This window comes from Sphingobacterium sp. UBA6320, from assembly GCF_002440335.1.
Classification (GTDB): Bacteria; Bacteroidota; Bacteroidia; order Sphingobacteriales; family Sphingobacteriaceae; genus Sphingobacterium.
This window is the reverse complement of sequence record NZ_DJTA01000008.1, coordinates 1-15,501: the sequence shown is the minus strand read 5'-3', so window position 1 is coordinate 15,501 and position 15,501 is coordinate 1. Positions and strand designations below refer to the sequence as shown.

The window sequence follows — 15,501 nt, the reverse complement described above, 5'->3', positions numbered from 1 at the left end:
TGATAAATTGAAAAGTACTGAAAAATACAGTGTGCTAGATCAGTTTTTCTTCTTTATATGGGCAAATCCACACGGACACCATTCTTCCAGTAACAGGGTTTATAATTGACAGGAACGTCACCAGTAGAACCCGTTACATAAACGTCTTCTCCATCAATATAAATCCCAGAAGCCTGCGCATTATCTTCCAGTTCATACAGAGTACCATTTTTCCAATAGCAGGCAGTATGTCGTGTACTATTGGATTGATATTTATTAATCAAACCGACCGCATAAATATCATTTTTAGATTGTGTGATTTGCAAAACTTCCCCATATCGATCATCCAATATAACCAGTTCCTGATTTTTCCAATAAACCGGAAAACCACAGTTACCCCCTACATAAACCGTATTTTCATTACTTTGAAAAATAGCGGTAACTTCTTTAAAGATTCCTTTATTCGGTAGAGGCAATGCAAGAGGTTCCGACACTCCGTCCCAAAAGAAGGGTTTGCTAATCGCTAAAGAACCGCTTCCATTAACTTTTGAAACTTTGCCAAACATGCCTGCAAAAATAGGTTTATCCTTATAGATCCCGATCGTCCTCAATACCCCCACACTATCACTCTCCATTTTTAACCGAACACTATTTTGATAAAAGTACATGACGGTATCCAACAGATAACTTCCCTGATCCAGCTGATAGGAATCCTTGCCCCCTATCTGATTTTTATATTCATAATTTATTTTACCCAGATCATCAATCGCTTTACGATATAAGGTTCCTTTCGCAAGATGTTGATCAAACTGAGTTTGACTTGTCTTCACTCCATCCAACCAGTAAACAGTACCACGCTCTCCCCCTAAAGATCGATAACCACTGATGGCAACATGTCCTTCATGAACGATAATGGACAATCCATTACTAAACCGCTCCTGATTGTCTTCAGATTTTTTACAAGAAACAATTAAAAATAAAATTAAAGATAGGGCTAAAAGTCGACTGATAGAGATCTGATTCATTTCCGATGAAACTTATGATGATTAAAATTGATTACTAGTATTGTCAAAGTTAAATAAAAATAGAATAAATCAAAGCTTTATAGCAAGTCATCTTCCTTAACCACACTCGATCGCAATTAAAGAGCAGATTAAATACAAGAAATGAACAAAAATGAGATACTGAAATAATTATAATAGCTTGTATATTTCTAAATCAATTTGTTTTCTGTAGCGATTTTGACCAATTCAATCATGTTTTTCGCCTGAAATTTTTTTAATAAATTTCGACGGTGTGTCTCTACCGTGATAATTGAAATAAACAGATTTTCAGCGATTACTGCTGAGGTATGCCCATTGGCAATAGCTTGTAAAATCTGTTGTTCCCGCTTGGTCAATCTAGGGATTTCAACCGTATTTTTAGTCGGACGCAACAAGATCTGCTGCACCTCTTTACTTAAAGCTAAATCCCCATGCAGTGCTTTTTCGATACATGCAATAATCTCTTCTGAATCCGCATTTTTTAAAATATAGCCATTTCCGCCATTTTCTAAAAAGCGAAAAATCATACTGCGCTCTGCTTGGTTGCTGATACCCAGGACAATAGTATGTGGCGAACTTTGTTTGATTATTTTACAAAAATCAAGCCCGCTACCATCACTTAAAATAATATCCAACAATACAATATCCACCTTATTCTCTTGAATAAAGTCAACGATAGCAGTGCCCTTTGTAAATGAAAAGATTTGAAATTTGTCTTCATGTTGTAAGAGAGATTTCAATCCTTCCAAAATCATGGGATGATCATCAACAATGGCCAGATTGAGGCTATTTTTATTAAACATAACACTCGATATTTATAGTCGTTCCTTCACCCTTTGATGAAATGATATCAACCCTTCCGTTAACTAATCGGACGCGATTTTCAATATTTCTTAATCCCAAACCTTCCGTAATCTCTTTTTTATCAAATCCAATTCCATCATCTTCGATCGTGAGCTGTAGCAGATTATTATTCTGACTGATCTGCACGATAATATTGCTGGCTTGGGCATATTTCAATGCATTACCGATACTTTCTTGGGTAATACGGTAAAGCGCCAACTGTGTTTGAAAGGGGATATTTTCAGTTAAATCAAAAGCCTCAAATTGAATAGGAAGATTTTTGTGGCTCATCGACTCACACAATTCTGTTAATGCGATCTCCAATCCTAGATTTTTCAATGTTTCAGGCATCAGGTTTCTCGAAATTCTGCGCATTTCGGAAATAGAACGATCCAACTTTTGAATAATATCATTTGATTGATCTATACTTCCGACGGGGTCTTTTGAAATCGTCATTCTGATATTCGCCAGCATGCCCCCCATACAATCATGAAGATCCTGAGCAATGCGCTGCCGCTCCTGCTCTTCGCCCTTCAAAATAGCTTGTGTAGCCTCATATTTCCTTTCGTCCTCGATACGCCTTAACTGTTGCCGATGACTTACACTGATTTGATCATTGAGTTTTCGTTGATTTGTATAATTGAGAAAAGCCAGCAACGCAATCACCAAACTTAAACCAAGTGCGATCCCTAAAAGTGTCGTCCGTAGGCTTTTATTACGAGCAATAAGTTGATTTTCTTTTTTTTCTTGTTCCAAACGATTGATCGTTTGTTGTTTGACAGAAGTTTGATGCAAGATCTCATACTCATTCATCTTTTCCAATAATTGCTGCTTCTGAATGCTATCAGTCAATACGCTGGATTCCTTCATCCAATGATAAGCTTGTTTATAATCACCCAATAATTCGTTTACAGATGCCAATTGCGTCAGAACAATTTTGCGGTTTATTCCTTCCCTTGTCAAAATTCCCTCTTTCAAAATTCCTTCCATCAAAGCCTTCGCTTTTTTGTAATCCTTTTGTACAAGGTAAATATTATACATCCGGAAATTTAACATCTGCAACATTTTGAGTTGCTTTTTATGCTTAGCGAATCTAATTCCTTTGCGCAGATTTTCCAGTGCTGGTTCAAACTGCTGTATTGTCGTATAGTACATGGCCACCTGATAGTAATAATTGGCAGCATGTTGCGTATTTGGATGTTGCTGGATCAGTAGTGTTGCTTTATCCAGGTAGCGCTTCGCGGTCTTACTATCAGGCATGTAGCAATAATTGCTCACCATATTGAGATAAGTAAGCAGGTGAACCGTGTTCTGTGGTCCAATCTGATGGATTTTTTCCAGTGCTTTTTGATGGTATTCGTCGGCTTTATTAAAATCTCCAACAGACATAAAAGTCAAGCCTAGCTGCGTGTAACAAAAAGCCAAAAGTTCTTTATTTCCACTTTTATCACTCAGAGGAATACATTTCTCTGTCAATGTTTTTACTAAGAAATCATATCCCTTTTCAGGCACTTGAATGTAAGCGTAATTGTACCAAGATTTAATCAATATCTCTGTATTTTGAGGTTCTTTCTCCAAGATACGGATAGCTTCTTCATACAGATTTTTAGCTTTGGTTTTATCCCCCTGATTCGTATAGAAAACAGCTTGATAATAATCTAGAAGACCGCTACTCAATATATGTTTACCTTTTGAATGCAAAACAGCATCAAGCGACTGCCTGCTTTTTAGACTATCTGTAGGAGCCCAATATTCGGAAAGCAAAAGAGAGTTATTCAGTCGTATACTATCCGTATCACCTGATTTGATGAGGTTATTTATTTGTTTTAAGTACAGCTCTTCATCTAAAGGAATGAGTTGCTGTGCTTTGCTGTTATTGATAAGGATGAAAATTAAAAAAAAGAATACTAAAAAAAAACGCTTAAACATCGATCTACAATTTATACAACAAATATCAAAATAAAAAGAAGGCTATTTTCATCTCCCGAAAAAATCATGGTAAACCATTAGAAATTAAATCAGGGTTTAGGATGATTGTTCCAATAGGGCAATCTGTTGAAATTTGTTCATACAAAATACAAAAAAATACAGTTATGAAAAAAGTAAATGCTAAAATAGCCCTTTTAGGAGTTTTATCCCTACTCACATTTGGATCACTGACTACGAGTTGTAGCAAAGACAACGATAATAGTGAAGTTGTACCTAAAGGAAGTAATTATAAAATTACAGTAACATTAAGCAACGTAAATCAAGATCGCGATTATGTATCGGTAGTTGTTGCAGGTGGAACTTCAGCTGGAAAAAATGATGTATGGAAAGTAAACGGGGTGGTCAAAACCGGAGAATCAGCGATAGGTTTAAGTAAGACGGATTTCATTGGCGGAACCAAAACTTACGTTATTGAAACAACGCAGCCTATTCAGGCATTTTCTGGTGGTGTACAAATTATCAATTATGGTGAAGACCTACCTGTTAACTACAAAATTGAAGTAGACGGAACCGTTAAGGTCAATGAAAATCCAACTCTATCTGGTGACGGTGCTAACTTAACGAAACAATATTCGTTTTAAAAAAGATCACTGTTAAAAAACTATATTTTCTAATGAATACAATGACTATGGACGTACGGTCCATAGTCAAATTTCAATTAAGCCTTTCCAATAAAAGACCACCCAAAAGATGAAATTCATAACCACAGCTATTTCCTAGCTGACTGAAGTTCATATCCTAGTAGATCAGATTTCATTCAAGAAATCACTTAATGATTGATCTTTTCCAACCGGCAATTTTTTACGTAATCGATAACGGTGAATTTCGACACCCCTGACCGTAATATTTTGCAATTGCGCGATTTGCTTGGTCGTGAAATTCAGCTTTAAATAGGCACACACTTTTAAATCATTACGTGATAGTCCCGAGTGGTTGGACTTTAGCTTATTCAAAAAACCATCATTGAGCTCATCGAAATGAGAGGCGAATTGATCCCAATTTGCACTATTTTTCTCCACATCTTTCAATAAACTATGGACACGTTTTAAATCAGATGCCTCTTCCTCTCCGATTTCTAATTTTGCCAATTCGTCACGGACTTTGACTAGAGTTCCAGAATTTTCTAATAATTTCATACTTGCACTTGCCAACTCCTTGGTTTTGAGCAACACTTCTTGTTCTAGTTTCTCATTATTGAGTTTTACGATTTCCTTTTCGCTTTTTTCGATTTCAAGTTGATGGATGTACCGAAGCTGTTCCATTTTCTTTTCATATTGGACACGCTGTCTTTTCCATATTTGTTTTTGTATCGTGAAAAAACCATATACAGCAAACCCACCTAAGATGACATATATCAACTTTGCCCAAAAACTTAGATACCAAGGCGGTAAAATTGTAAAACCATAAGACGATACTTCGGAGATCTGATTGAGATTATTTCGAACTTTCACTTGAAAACGGTAGTGACCACTCGGAAGATTGGTGTATGATTTTTCAGAAACATGAGCCCATGGAGACCAATTTTCGTCATACCCGACCAGTTGATAACTAAACTCCACATGTTCATGGATTCCATAACTTGGCGATGAAAAAGCAAATTGAAAAGAATTCAAATTAGAAGCTAGTTGTGGCTCTTCAGCATTCAATTTCTTATCATTGCCGCTTAAATTTTTAGGAAAATATCCTGCAAAAATAATACTATCACGACTGGATTTTACAGTTACATGTGATAACAGTACCGTTGGTTTACGTGCTTCTTTGATATACTTTTCATAGTTAAGGTGAATAATTCCTTTTTCCGCAACGATATAGATATTATTTTTATCATACGTATTGATATGATCAAAGCCAGAGGTATTCATTCCTTCCATTTCAGGAAATTTGACCAGCTGATACGTTTTCCCCTTTGGATCAAATTGTGCTACTCCTACAGATTTGTTTGTACAAAACCAGATATTTCCATCTTGATCTTCTTTTAAATAACGAATCGTAAGCCCATCAAATACTTTAAAATCAAGTGCAGGTACAAAAACATGCTTACCATAATCATAACTGTAAAGCCCCTTTTCTGTTGCAAATACAACTTGATCTTTGATCTTAAACACGAAGTTTTGATAATCAGAGGGCAAACCATTTTTTTTAGTAAATAGATCTGCTTGATACGATTGTCTATCTGCTGCGAGTCGCATGCGGTAAATACCCCGATAGGGATGTGATGCCCAGATTGTTTTTCGATCATCCTGCTCTATAAAACGATAAGAATCAAGTATCCCACGCAGCTGTCCTCCAGAATGAAAGCTACCTTGTTCATAATGAAGTAACTCAAAACCCTGATAAGTCCCCACGAGAGCGTGATCTACCGGAAATACCGAGCTTAAAGGCAATACATTCCAAATCCCGGTCCGATTGGATATGGGGATTAAAGATTGATCTTTTACCTGAAAAAGCCCCTTATTATGTCCAAGTAATAAGTGACCATTTAATTCTTTTAAGAGCCATGCCTCTCCACCATCACTTTTTGGAAAAAGCGAAAATGAGCTCAATGAACGACTTTGGTCTTTCATTCCTTTGGTAATAGGAGCCACATAAACTCCATTTGAAGAAGATAAATATAATTTATAATCAAAAATTAAGGAAGATAAACCAGTGACATCATTTTCAAGATTTGGTCTCAGATACCGTAAGGCAGATCCGTAGGAAATCACCGAAATGCAATTGTCACTCGCCACCCAAATATGCTGCTGTTGATCCACAAATACTGCGGAAATATTCTTGTTCTGTAATCCTTCTCTTACACCGATACGTTGTATAGTCTTGCCATTGATATGACGTATGTGGCAACCATCTTTTGCATTGCCAATCACAAAGGTTGAATCATCAATTCGAGCTGAGGATGGTGTATAACTATCCTCCCAACCCTCCTTATTTAATCGGATTAAAGCCCTGTCTTTCAACTCATAATTCTGATTATTTAAAGTTGAGATAACAATCCGATCTTTACCTAGTGGTATCATGGCAGATATCTTCATATCGGTATAAGGTAAAGCCACGAGCAGTGGGGACCAATGATGGTTACGGTAGACCAATAGTCCATTTTTTTTATCTTGTGCAAATAATGATTCCCCGACCTTGCCCATAAAATACCATTCAGCAGCTGCAGGGTGCACCGTTATTTTTTGACCTTTAAATTCAAAAATCACATTGGTCGCTCTAAAAAAAACAGACTGCCCAAATGAAATGGTATTCCAGATATCGGCAAAATTACGGTATTCTTCAGGTATCAGTGCTTTTAATGAGGTATAGGTCAATCCTCCCTGTTGAGCAGGTTCAAAGTAACCGAACTCTCCTTGACCACCTACATAAATACGGTCATGGTCATCAATCCATAAGGACCGAATGATGGTATGATTAGGTAAAGCATAAGATTTCCAATATCTCCCGTCAAAAGTAATCAGCCCTTCACTATTGCCAAAATATAGGATTCCCCTACTATCTTGTTTGATATCCCAAGTACGGCTTCCCCCTTGATATATAGTTTTATTGTAGTTATTCACGAGAGGTAACCCAATTAACTGTTGCCCAGCTGAGGTAATCGGTAAAAAAAAAGAAGCAATAAGATACAGTATAAAAAGGTATTTCATAAAAGATTAATAATCGGGTTGACGTAAACTTGACGTACCCCAAATATACCGAATTTTATATCATAAACCCAATATGATGTAGTGTTGAAGTAGTGGAAAAATTTAACTTACGCCGATCTAAGTCTAATTTTGGGCTAATTATAAACAGTCCTAAATTTTTAATTTATCAAGCATGAGAAATAATGTTAGCATCATGGCAAGTGTTGCTCTTCTGTCTTGCCTTACCAATCCAGTAAGTGCGCAGAGCAGAACGATTACAGGTAAAGTCACCAATGAACTGGGGATTCCTCTTGTGGCCAGTATTACCGTATCCGGAGATTCCAAAATTGGAACAAGTAGCAACGAAAATGGAGATTTCACAATCGTTATCCCTCAAAGATCAAGTTATTTGATGGTCTCTTCGCTGGGCTATGAAACAAAAACTGTAGCCATTACAGGCAATTCAGTGACCATCCAATTAAAAGCGAATACCGATTTTAATCTCGATGAAGTCGTCGTCGTAGGGTACGGTACACAAAGAAAAGGCGATCTCACCGCACCAATTTCAACGGTCAATATGCAAGATATGGCCAAACGTACCGTTTCTAATCCCATGGATGCCCTCCAAGGTGCCGTTACAGGAGTACAGATTGTCAGCTCGGGAGCGCCTGGATCTACACCATCAGTACGGGTCCGCGGAGTAGGATCATTTAATAATGAAAGTCCTTTGTATGTGGTCGATGGTATGTTTATGGACAATATTGACTTCCTAAACCCCAACGATATAGCCGACATCTCTATTTTAAAAGATGCATCTGGAGCAGCGATATATGGGGTTCGTGCCGCAAATGGGGTCATTCTAGTCACGACCAAAAAAGGGAGTTTAAATATGAAATCCCGAGTAACTTACAATGGTTTTGCCGGATTTCAGACACCAACCAACATTCTAAAAATGGCAAATGCTCAGCAGTATGCTCATTATGCTACAGCCACAGGAAATGGTGCATTTGTAAAAAATTCAGTTGAAAAATTTGGTGGCACAGAGACCAATCCAGCGATGGATACGGATTGGTTCAATGAGCTGCTACGCTCAAAAGCATTAATAACCAATCACAATGTCGATGTCATGGGCGGAAGTGAAAAGATAAGCTATGCGTTTGGACTCAACTACGTCAAACAAGAAGGCATCATGGATGCTAAAAACAATAACCAAAAATTTAACATGCGCATGCAGGCTGATGCCAAAGTCACAGATTGGTTAAAAGTTGGATTCATGGCACATTTAAATAACTTTAAATCTTACCATCCCAATAATGCTGCTTTCCGTCAGGCCTATTTTGCTACTCCGCTATACCCGGTGTATGATCCTTCCCTCGAACTTTCAAAACCGGAAAAATTTGGATCTAGCACAGCGATCGGTATGCAATCGGGATTTTGGTACAATAATCCTATCGCTACCGCCTTCTATAACAACAATCAAACAAAAGGATTCCAGATCCTACCGAGTTTTTACGTAGAAGCAGAATTGTGGAAAGACAAGATTACGTTCAAATCACAGCTCAGCCAACGGTACCAATCCACTCATAACATCGGTTATAATCCCATTTATTATATCGATAATGACCAGCGAAACGACCGATCTTTTCTACGATCTGCACAGGCGCGTAACAACAACTATATCTTAGACAATTTACTGACTTACAAAGATCAAGCTGGCAAACACCACTGGACAGTGCTTTTGGGGCAATCTTCACGTGAAGAACGCTGGCGCGAAACTTGGGTACAGGCCAATGATGTACCCGAATCGGAAGAATTTTGGTATGTAGGCGTGGGTGCTCAGGGAATAGGTTCGGCAACGGGATATGGTGAAAGGGGCTCTCGTAACGCAGGAATATCATATTTTACAAGAGGAACGTACGACTATGACAACAAATATTTATTGACCGCCACTTTCCGTGCCGATGGAAGTTCTAAATATCAAACGAAATGGGGATATTTTCCATCCGTAGGATTAGGATGGGTATTGACCAAGGAAAAGTTTATGGAAAATCAGACGCTTTTCAATCAGTTAAAAATACGCGGAAGCTGGGGTAAGTTAGGAAATGACGGTATCCAACCCAATGCAGGGTATGCAACCGTATATTCAGGGAATAATTTTTCAGGAATATTTGGTAGTGAGGGTACAACAAACGGCACAAGAATACCTGGTTATCGCATCGGTAGATTCTTCTCTCCAGTACGCTGGGAGGTCGTGGAAGAATGGGATGGCGGTCTAGATTTTGCTTTATTGAACAATCGCTTGAGCGGTACTGTTGATTACTACCACAGAACGACTCATGATCTGGCTTTCAGCAGACCAATTCCATTTTCTTGGGATCGTGTATATGGAAACTGGGGCAGTGTAGCCAACAGTGGATGGGAAGTCGGACTTCAATGGAAAGATAAAATTGGAGCATTAGGCTATGCTATTGCCGGAAATGTAACCACATTAAAAAATACAGTCAAAAATCTGGGAGGATTAGAAAATATCATGAACGGCTACCCAGAATGGTCAGCGGAATTCCCGGCAAGAATCCAGATCAACGAGCCGATCAACTATTATTATGGATATGAAGTCGCGGGAGTCTATCAAAATCAGGCGCAGATCGATGCCGACCCCATCGCAAGTGCATACAATAAACAGAATCCAAACTCCCCTATTGTACCAGGTTATTTCCAATACAAAGACCAAAATAATAATGGAGAACTGGATGAAAACGACCGTATCAATTTAGGAAACTACCTTCCCAAGATCACCTACGGTTTCAATCTAGCATTCGATTACAAAAAATTTGATATGAGTATCGCCTTCCAAGGTGTAAGTGGCAACAAAATCCATAATCTCAACCGAGCGATGAGAAGAAAATACAATCAAATGAATGTTGATGCAGCGTTTGTTGAAAATCTATGGACCGGTGAAGGCACTAGCAATACCCATCCATCCGCAGCAGGCTCTGTCGCATCATGGAACCTACAGGCAAGTTCATTCTTTGTCGAAAGCGGTGCTTACCTGCGCGTTCAAAACATTCAATTGGGCTATAATTTTGACTTTCCAAAACTACCGACCCGCATATTCGTCACAGCAGATCGGCCTTTTATGTTTACCAAATATAATGGTTTTACACCAGAAGTGTCGGGAATGGGATTTGATGCCAATGTATATCCAATTGCATCCACATACAGCCTAGGAGTCAAAGTTTCATTTTAATTTTTAACCCTTACTTTTTTAATCTTATGAACACATTTAAATATATCCTCATAGCAAGTTGTATCGCAGTACCCCTCTCCATGAGTAGCTGTAAAAAGTTTTTAGACAAGCCTCTTGAAAATCAACAACGTTCGGAAGAAATCGACTACAGCAATACTGCCCTCATGTATGGCCCTGTTTCTGGCGTATACCGATCAGCCGCAGACGACAATCTGGTGCATTGGATCGATCTTTCCATACGCTGTATGCGAGATGATGACTACCTGCAGGCGGCACCCAATCCAAATGATAATCCAGAGTTAATGGCGATCAAAAATTTCCAAAATGATGTAACGGTTCAGTCCTATTGGGGACTCAATCAGTCTTGGATCAGTTATTACAGTCTGGTTATCGCAGTCAACAATGCGTTGATTGAGCTGGACAATTTTGCTGCAAAAATACCCGCGAGCAATACCAAAGACCTGATCTTAAATAAGCAATATAAAGCTGAGGTAAGATTTCTGAGAGCCTATGCCCATCTCATGGCTTCTCGCCTCTTTGGAAATGTACCCATTTTGATCGACAGTGAAAACATAGGACGTCTAGCAACCATCGAGAAGAGCACTGCGGCCGAAGTAAGACAATTTATCATTGCTGAAATGAATGAATGTATCGAAGATCTCGAAGATGCACGTCCCAATCAGTCCATCCATATCGGTGCCGTTACCAAATATACCGCACTGCTCCTAAAAGCTAAGGCTGCTGCAGACCTTGCCGGAAATGATAATGGCAGTCCCCATTGGGAAGAAGTCTTAGATGCAACCAATAAGATCATTGCGAGCAATAAATTTTCTTTATATCCAAACTATTACGAACTGTTTAAGATACCTGGAAAACTAGCGAACGAGTCGTTATTTGAATTGCAATATTCCGATTTTGGCTTAAGCACAGGAGATATTGTACGTCCAGGAGTAGACTGGGGAACATTTTTTAAATGGCAAGGTCCATCTGGGGATCAAAAAGGAAGTCCCATTTCAGGTGCGGGATGGGTTCCTCCGTCGCAAGATATTGTCGATTTTCTAACAAATCGTGGAGACAACGAACGTTTAAAAACAACTATTCTCTATTGTGGAATCAACGGCAACCCAGCGACCTCGGCAACCACGCCTAGTGGTGACGTTGTCTATGGTAATCCATTTGGTGTTAAATATTTTAATGGAAAAGCGTATCTTCCAAAAGCACAAATGACCGCAGGAAGAATGGAATATGGCGCAAATAATAATGTTCGGATACTTCGTTACGCCGATGTATTGCTTTTAAATGCGGAAGCAAAAGTAAGAAAGGGACAAAACGGGGATGAACCGTTCCGATTAGTACGAGAACGAGCTAAATTAGGAGCAATTTCGAATGTCACGTTAAACCAGATCCTGGACGAGCGTCGAGCAGAATTTGCTTGTGAGTGGTGGGGCGAACGTTTCAACGACTTGGTTCGTACAGGAAAAGCAAAAGATGTATTTGGCGCTAAATTTATTCCTGGCATGAGTGAATCTTTGCCAATACCGCAAACACAAATAGATGCTAATCCTAATTTCAGATAAATCATGAAGTATATTAAAATAGGGATCTGGTGTTCCCTACTCCTTTTTAGCGTACAGCTAGCAGTATCGCAAGAAAACAAACCCGTCAAAACCGTCATTGCTAAAGAAAACGGTGGTTATATTATCAAGCGTGACGGTCAGCCGTATTTTATCAAAGGAGCTGGCGGCACCAATTATATGGATCGTCTAAAAGCGTATGGAGGTAACTCCATACGCACTTGGAGTCCCCAAAATGCCGACAAAATATTGGATGAGGCCCAACGCTTGGGACTGACTGTCACCTTAGGATTGGATGTCCGCGCTGAAAGGCATGGATTTGACTATAACAATCCTGAACTGGTCGCTCAGCAATTGGAAGGAATACGAAAAACCGTACTCCAATACCGAAACCATCCAGCACTTTTAGCCTGGGGAATCGGCAATGAGCTCAATCTGCATTATAGCAATCCCAAAGTTTGGGACACTGTCAATGATATTGCGGCCATGATCCATGATCTGGATCCCAATCATTTGGTGACCACTATGCTGGCAGGTATCAACCAAAAGGAGTTTGACTATATCCAAGAAAAATGTCCAGCTATCGATCTCATTGCTGTTCAAGTATATGGCGGTCTCGCCTCCGTACCTGAGCAGATAAAACGTGTCGGTTGGAAAAAACCGTACATCGTCACCGAATGGGGACCTACAGGACACTGGGAAGTCACCCAGACTCCTTGGTCTGCTTCTATTGAAGAAAATAGTAGTGAAAAAGCTGCTGTATACAAAAGTCGCTATGAGGCCTCGATCGGAAAAGATAATCATTGCTTGGGTTCTTATGTGTTTTTGTGGGGTCAGAAACAAGAGCGCACCCCTACCTGGTATGGCTTGTTCACAGAAGCAGGTGAAGAAAATGCAGTCGTAGATGTCATGGAATATCTCTGGTCAAAAAAATGGCCTGCAAACCGATCCCCACAGGTATCGTCCCTGCTGTTAGATGGAAAAAAGGCAGCTGACTTCGTTTATGTCGAACCGGGGAAAACTTATCCTGTTGCTGTGTCTGTAAACGATCTGGATGGCGATAAATTAACGACTCGCTGGGAGCTTCTCCACGAAAGCACCGACCTGAAAGAAGGTGGTGACCGTGAAGAAAGACCAAAGGCTATTCCAGGACGTATTGCAGCTGAAGGTGAACAGCACACACAGCTTACAGCTCCCGCAGAAGAAGGCGCATATCGATTATTTGTCTATGTTTCCGATGGTCACAACAACGTGGCTACAGCCAACATCCCTTTTTACGTAACGGCTAATAAGTCAAACATTAGCGCCGCAGGCACAAAAAACACCTACCGTTTTTCAAGTGATCCCATTTGGGCAGATGAATTTAATTACGAAGGCTTACCAGACACGACAAAATGGTCGTACGATGTAGGTTCAAAATATAACGGCTGGGGCAATAATGAGGATCAGTATTATGTCGCGTCTTCTTCCAAAAACTCGATTGTAGGCAAAGGAGTTTTAAAAATCAAAGCTTTAAAAGAAAGTAAAGGTGGAAAACCCTACACTTCTGCCCGTTTGGTCAGTAAAGGTAAGGGTGATTTCTTATATGGCCGATTTGAAGCCCGAGCAAAATTGCCCAAAGGACGCGGTACTTGGCCAGCGATCTGGATGTTGCCTACAGAATCAACGTATGGAAATTGGCCCAATTCAGGTGAAATAGACATACTCGAACACGTGGGTTATGATCAAGATGTATTGCATATATCGACGCATACCCGAGCGTATAACCACAATATCAATACTCAAAAAACGGCCACAAAAAAGGTAGCTGGTGTTTCCGATGTGTTCCATTTATACCGCGTAGATTGGACCCCAGAATACATCAAAGGATTTATCGATGATCAAGAAATTTTTTCTGTTGAAAACGAACACAAATCCTTTGCGGAATGGCCTTTTGATCAAAAATTCCACTGGTTGCTCAATTTAGCCATCGGCGGAAATTGGGGTGGCAAAAACGGGATTGATGAAAGAGCATTTCCCGCAGTTTTTGAAATTGACTATGTCCGGGTATATGAATTGCTACCTTAAATCATTGCCATTATCCATCTGGAATTGAAGAAGTAAAACATCTAATTTTAACAAAAAAATCTTTCCAGTATGGAGCTGGAAAGATTTTTTTTATAGCATGCACTTTGGTTCTCTTGTATTCAATTTTCTAGCATGGAGATGCCACCTCCTTTTTTCTTATTTAAACATACCGTATCAACTCCATAAAATTGTTTTCAAATTCAATATAGTTGCATACACAATAATATAACCAGCGGACACGAAAGCTCCTACTTTTTTAATCCAATCGGTCAATTTCACCGCTGGACATAAGCCACAAACAGATTTTTAAAATGGATATCTAACCTCAACCCCTTCATTCAAACATCAACACGAAGATCATCGACACTGAAAATTTAGATTTTAACAAAAAATCCTTGCGACACCTCTTCAAGATATCCTGAATAGCTCCAAGCTTTTTATTTAAGCAGCATTTTAGGCGATCAGATAGGTTATTGACCCAAAGCCACTCAGATACCCGAAAAATTAAATTAGATCGCTTAAAAGCGCTTATTTGAGATGAAGCAATCTTCAGGCATTGATCAAGTATAGATGAAGCATAGATAGAGCGTTGATAGTGCATGGATAGTGTATCAACAGGTACCGTTTTACGCACTATCCATGCTTGACCATTACTTAGCATATGCACTACGCATGCTTGGGAGATACATGAACCACCGTGTTCGCGCGCTGGTCTAGGCGAGGCCTCCTGATCTTCAGCCAAGCTACTGACCTGAGTCGCTATACGGTACCTTTTTAGTAGCTCTTTGGTACCTTCTTAGTAGCTTCTCCGTACATTCTTGGTACAGGATTGGTACACTCCCCGTGAATAGCCCGTACACTAACGGTACACTCTTGGCCACTTGAAAGCCTTATTTTCCTTCAAAAACAAAAGCAGGGATGTCCAGGCTATTTGGATCTGATTCGTACGTTGTTTTAACCTTGTTCGTACCTTGTTTTAAACTTTCTTGTCCCTGCACCGCAGTTGCAAAGTCCCTGCACCGTCCATTTCCCGGATCAGGGACGGGAAATAGGCGGTGCAGAAGCGGTGTACAGACGGCTTTTGGTAAAACACTGTCCGAATCTGATATGAAGCTGGTGTCCCTTCCTGAAAAAGGTTT

General features: G+C 39.5%; 10 protein-coding genes. 4 read left to right on the top strand and 6 right to left on the bottom strand.

Features of this window, described 5'->3' with window-relative positions:
• Window positions 1–53: 53 nt before the first annotated feature.
• From B3P23_RS04045 to B3P23_RS04035, 3 genes are all read right to left on the bottom strand, one after another.
• A complete protein-coding gene (locus B3P23_RS04045; RefSeq protein ID WP_293924653.1) occupies window positions 54–1,004 on the bottom strand; it encodes a hypothetical protein in 951 nt (316 codons plus the stop codon).
• A 188-nt stretch (window positions 1,005–1,192) separates the two neighbouring features.
• Window positions 1,193–1,825, bottom strand: coding sequence for a response regulator (locus B3P23_RS04040; protein ID WP_293924651.1), 633 nt, complete (start codon window positions 1,823–1,825; stop codon window positions 1,193–1,195).
• On the bottom strand, window positions 1,818–3,794 hold the full coding sequence (locus B3P23_RS04035; protein WP_293924650.1) for a tetratricopeptide repeat-containing sensor histidine kinase: 1,977 nt from the start codon (window positions 3,792–3,794) through the stop codon (window positions 1,818–1,820). Before B3P23_RS04035 ends, B3P23_RS04040 begins: the two co-directional genes overlap by 8 nt.
• 164 nt (window positions 3,795–3,958) lie before the next feature.
• On the opposite strand from B3P23_RS04035, the gene B3P23_RS04030 reads away from it, so the two are divergent.
• Entirely contained in the window at window positions 3,959–4,435 is a 477-nt protein-coding gene (locus tag B3P23_RS04030; RefSeq protein ID WP_045753028.1) for a hypothetical protein, read from the top strand.
• Window positions 4,436–4,600: 165 nt separating this feature from the next.
• Here the strand turns inward: B3P23_RS04030 and B3P23_RS04025 are convergent, their stop codons facing one another.
• A complete protein-coding gene (locus B3P23_RS04025) occupies window positions 4,601–7,495 on the bottom strand; it encodes a triple tyrosine motif-containing protein (RefSeq protein ID WP_293924648.1) in 2,895 nt (964 codons plus the stop codon).
• A 172-nt stretch (window positions 7,496–7,667) separates the two neighbouring features.
• On the opposite strand from B3P23_RS04025, the gene B3P23_RS04020 reads away from it, so the two are divergent.
• From B3P23_RS04020 to B3P23_RS04010, 3 genes are read left to right on the top strand one after another with little or no spacing between them, the layout of a single operon-like run.
• Window positions 7,668–10,721 (top strand): SusC/RagA family TonB-linked outer membrane protein, encoded by a 3,054-nt coding sequence (locus B3P23_RS04020; protein WP_293924646.1) that lies wholly within the window; start codon window positions 7,668–7,670, stop codon window positions 10,719–10,721.
• A 26-nt stretch (window positions 10,722–10,747) separates the two neighbouring features.
• Window positions 10,748–12,298: a RagB/SusD family nutrient uptake outer membrane protein gene (locus B3P23_RS04015; RefSeq protein ID WP_045756040.1), complete on the top strand. Its 1,551-nt coding sequence runs from the start codon at window positions 10,748–10,750 to the stop codon at window positions 12,296–12,298.
• A 3-nt stretch (window positions 12,299–12,301) separates the two neighbouring features.
• A complete protein-coding gene (locus B3P23_RS04010) occupies window positions 12,302–14,362 on the top strand; it encodes a family 16 glycosylhydrolase (protein ID WP_293924642.1) in 2,061 nt (686 codons plus the stop codon).
• Between the two features lie 334 nt (window positions 14,363–14,696).
• On the opposite strand, the gene B3P23_RS04005 is transcribed toward B3P23_RS04010, so the two are convergent.
• Window positions 14,697–15,104, bottom strand: a complete 408-nt coding sequence (locus B3P23_RS04005) for a hypothetical protein (RefSeq protein ID WP_293924641.1) — start codon at window positions 15,102–15,104, stop codon at window positions 14,697–14,699.
• A 148-nt stretch (window positions 15,105–15,252) separates the two neighbouring features.
• On the bottom strand, window positions 15,253–15,501 hold a 249-nt coding region (locus B3P23_RS04000), incomplete at its 5' end, for a hypothetical protein (protein WP_293924640.1).

What these genes read in the sequence shown, in the direction of transcription:
- B3P23_RS04045 (WP_293924653.1), bottom strand. Translation starts at nt 1,004, where the DNA reads ATGAATCAGATCTCTATCAGTCGACTTTTAGCCCTATCTTTAATTTTA.
- B3P23_RS04040 (WP_293924651.1), bottom strand. Translation starts at nt 1,825, where the DNA reads ATGTTTAATAAAAATAGCCTCAATCTGGCCATTGTTGATGATCATCCC.
- B3P23_RS04035 (WP_293924650.1), bottom strand. Translation starts at nt 3,794, where the DNA reads ATGTTTAAGCGTTTTTTTTTAGTATTCTTTTTTTTAATTTTCATCCTT.
- B3P23_RS04030 (WP_045753028.1), top strand. Translation starts at nt 3,959, where the DNA reads ATGAAAAAAGTAAATGCTAAAATAGCCCTTTTAGGAGTTTTATCCCTA.
- B3P23_RS04025 (WP_293924648.1), bottom strand. Translation starts at nt 7,495, where the DNA reads ATGAAATACCTTTTTATACTGTATCTTATTGCTTCTTTTTTTTTACCG.
- B3P23_RS04020 (WP_293924646.1), top strand. Translation starts at nt 7,668, where the DNA reads ATGAGAAATAATGTTAGCATCATGGCAAGTGTTGCTCTTCTGTCTTGC.
- B3P23_RS04015 (WP_045756040.1), top strand. Translation starts at nt 10,748, where the DNA reads ATGAACACATTTAAATATATCCTCATAGCAAGTTGTATCGCAGTACCC.
- B3P23_RS04010 (WP_293924642.1), top strand. Translation starts at nt 12,302, where the DNA reads ATGAAGTATATTAAAATAGGGATCTGGTGTTCCCTACTCCTTTTTAGC.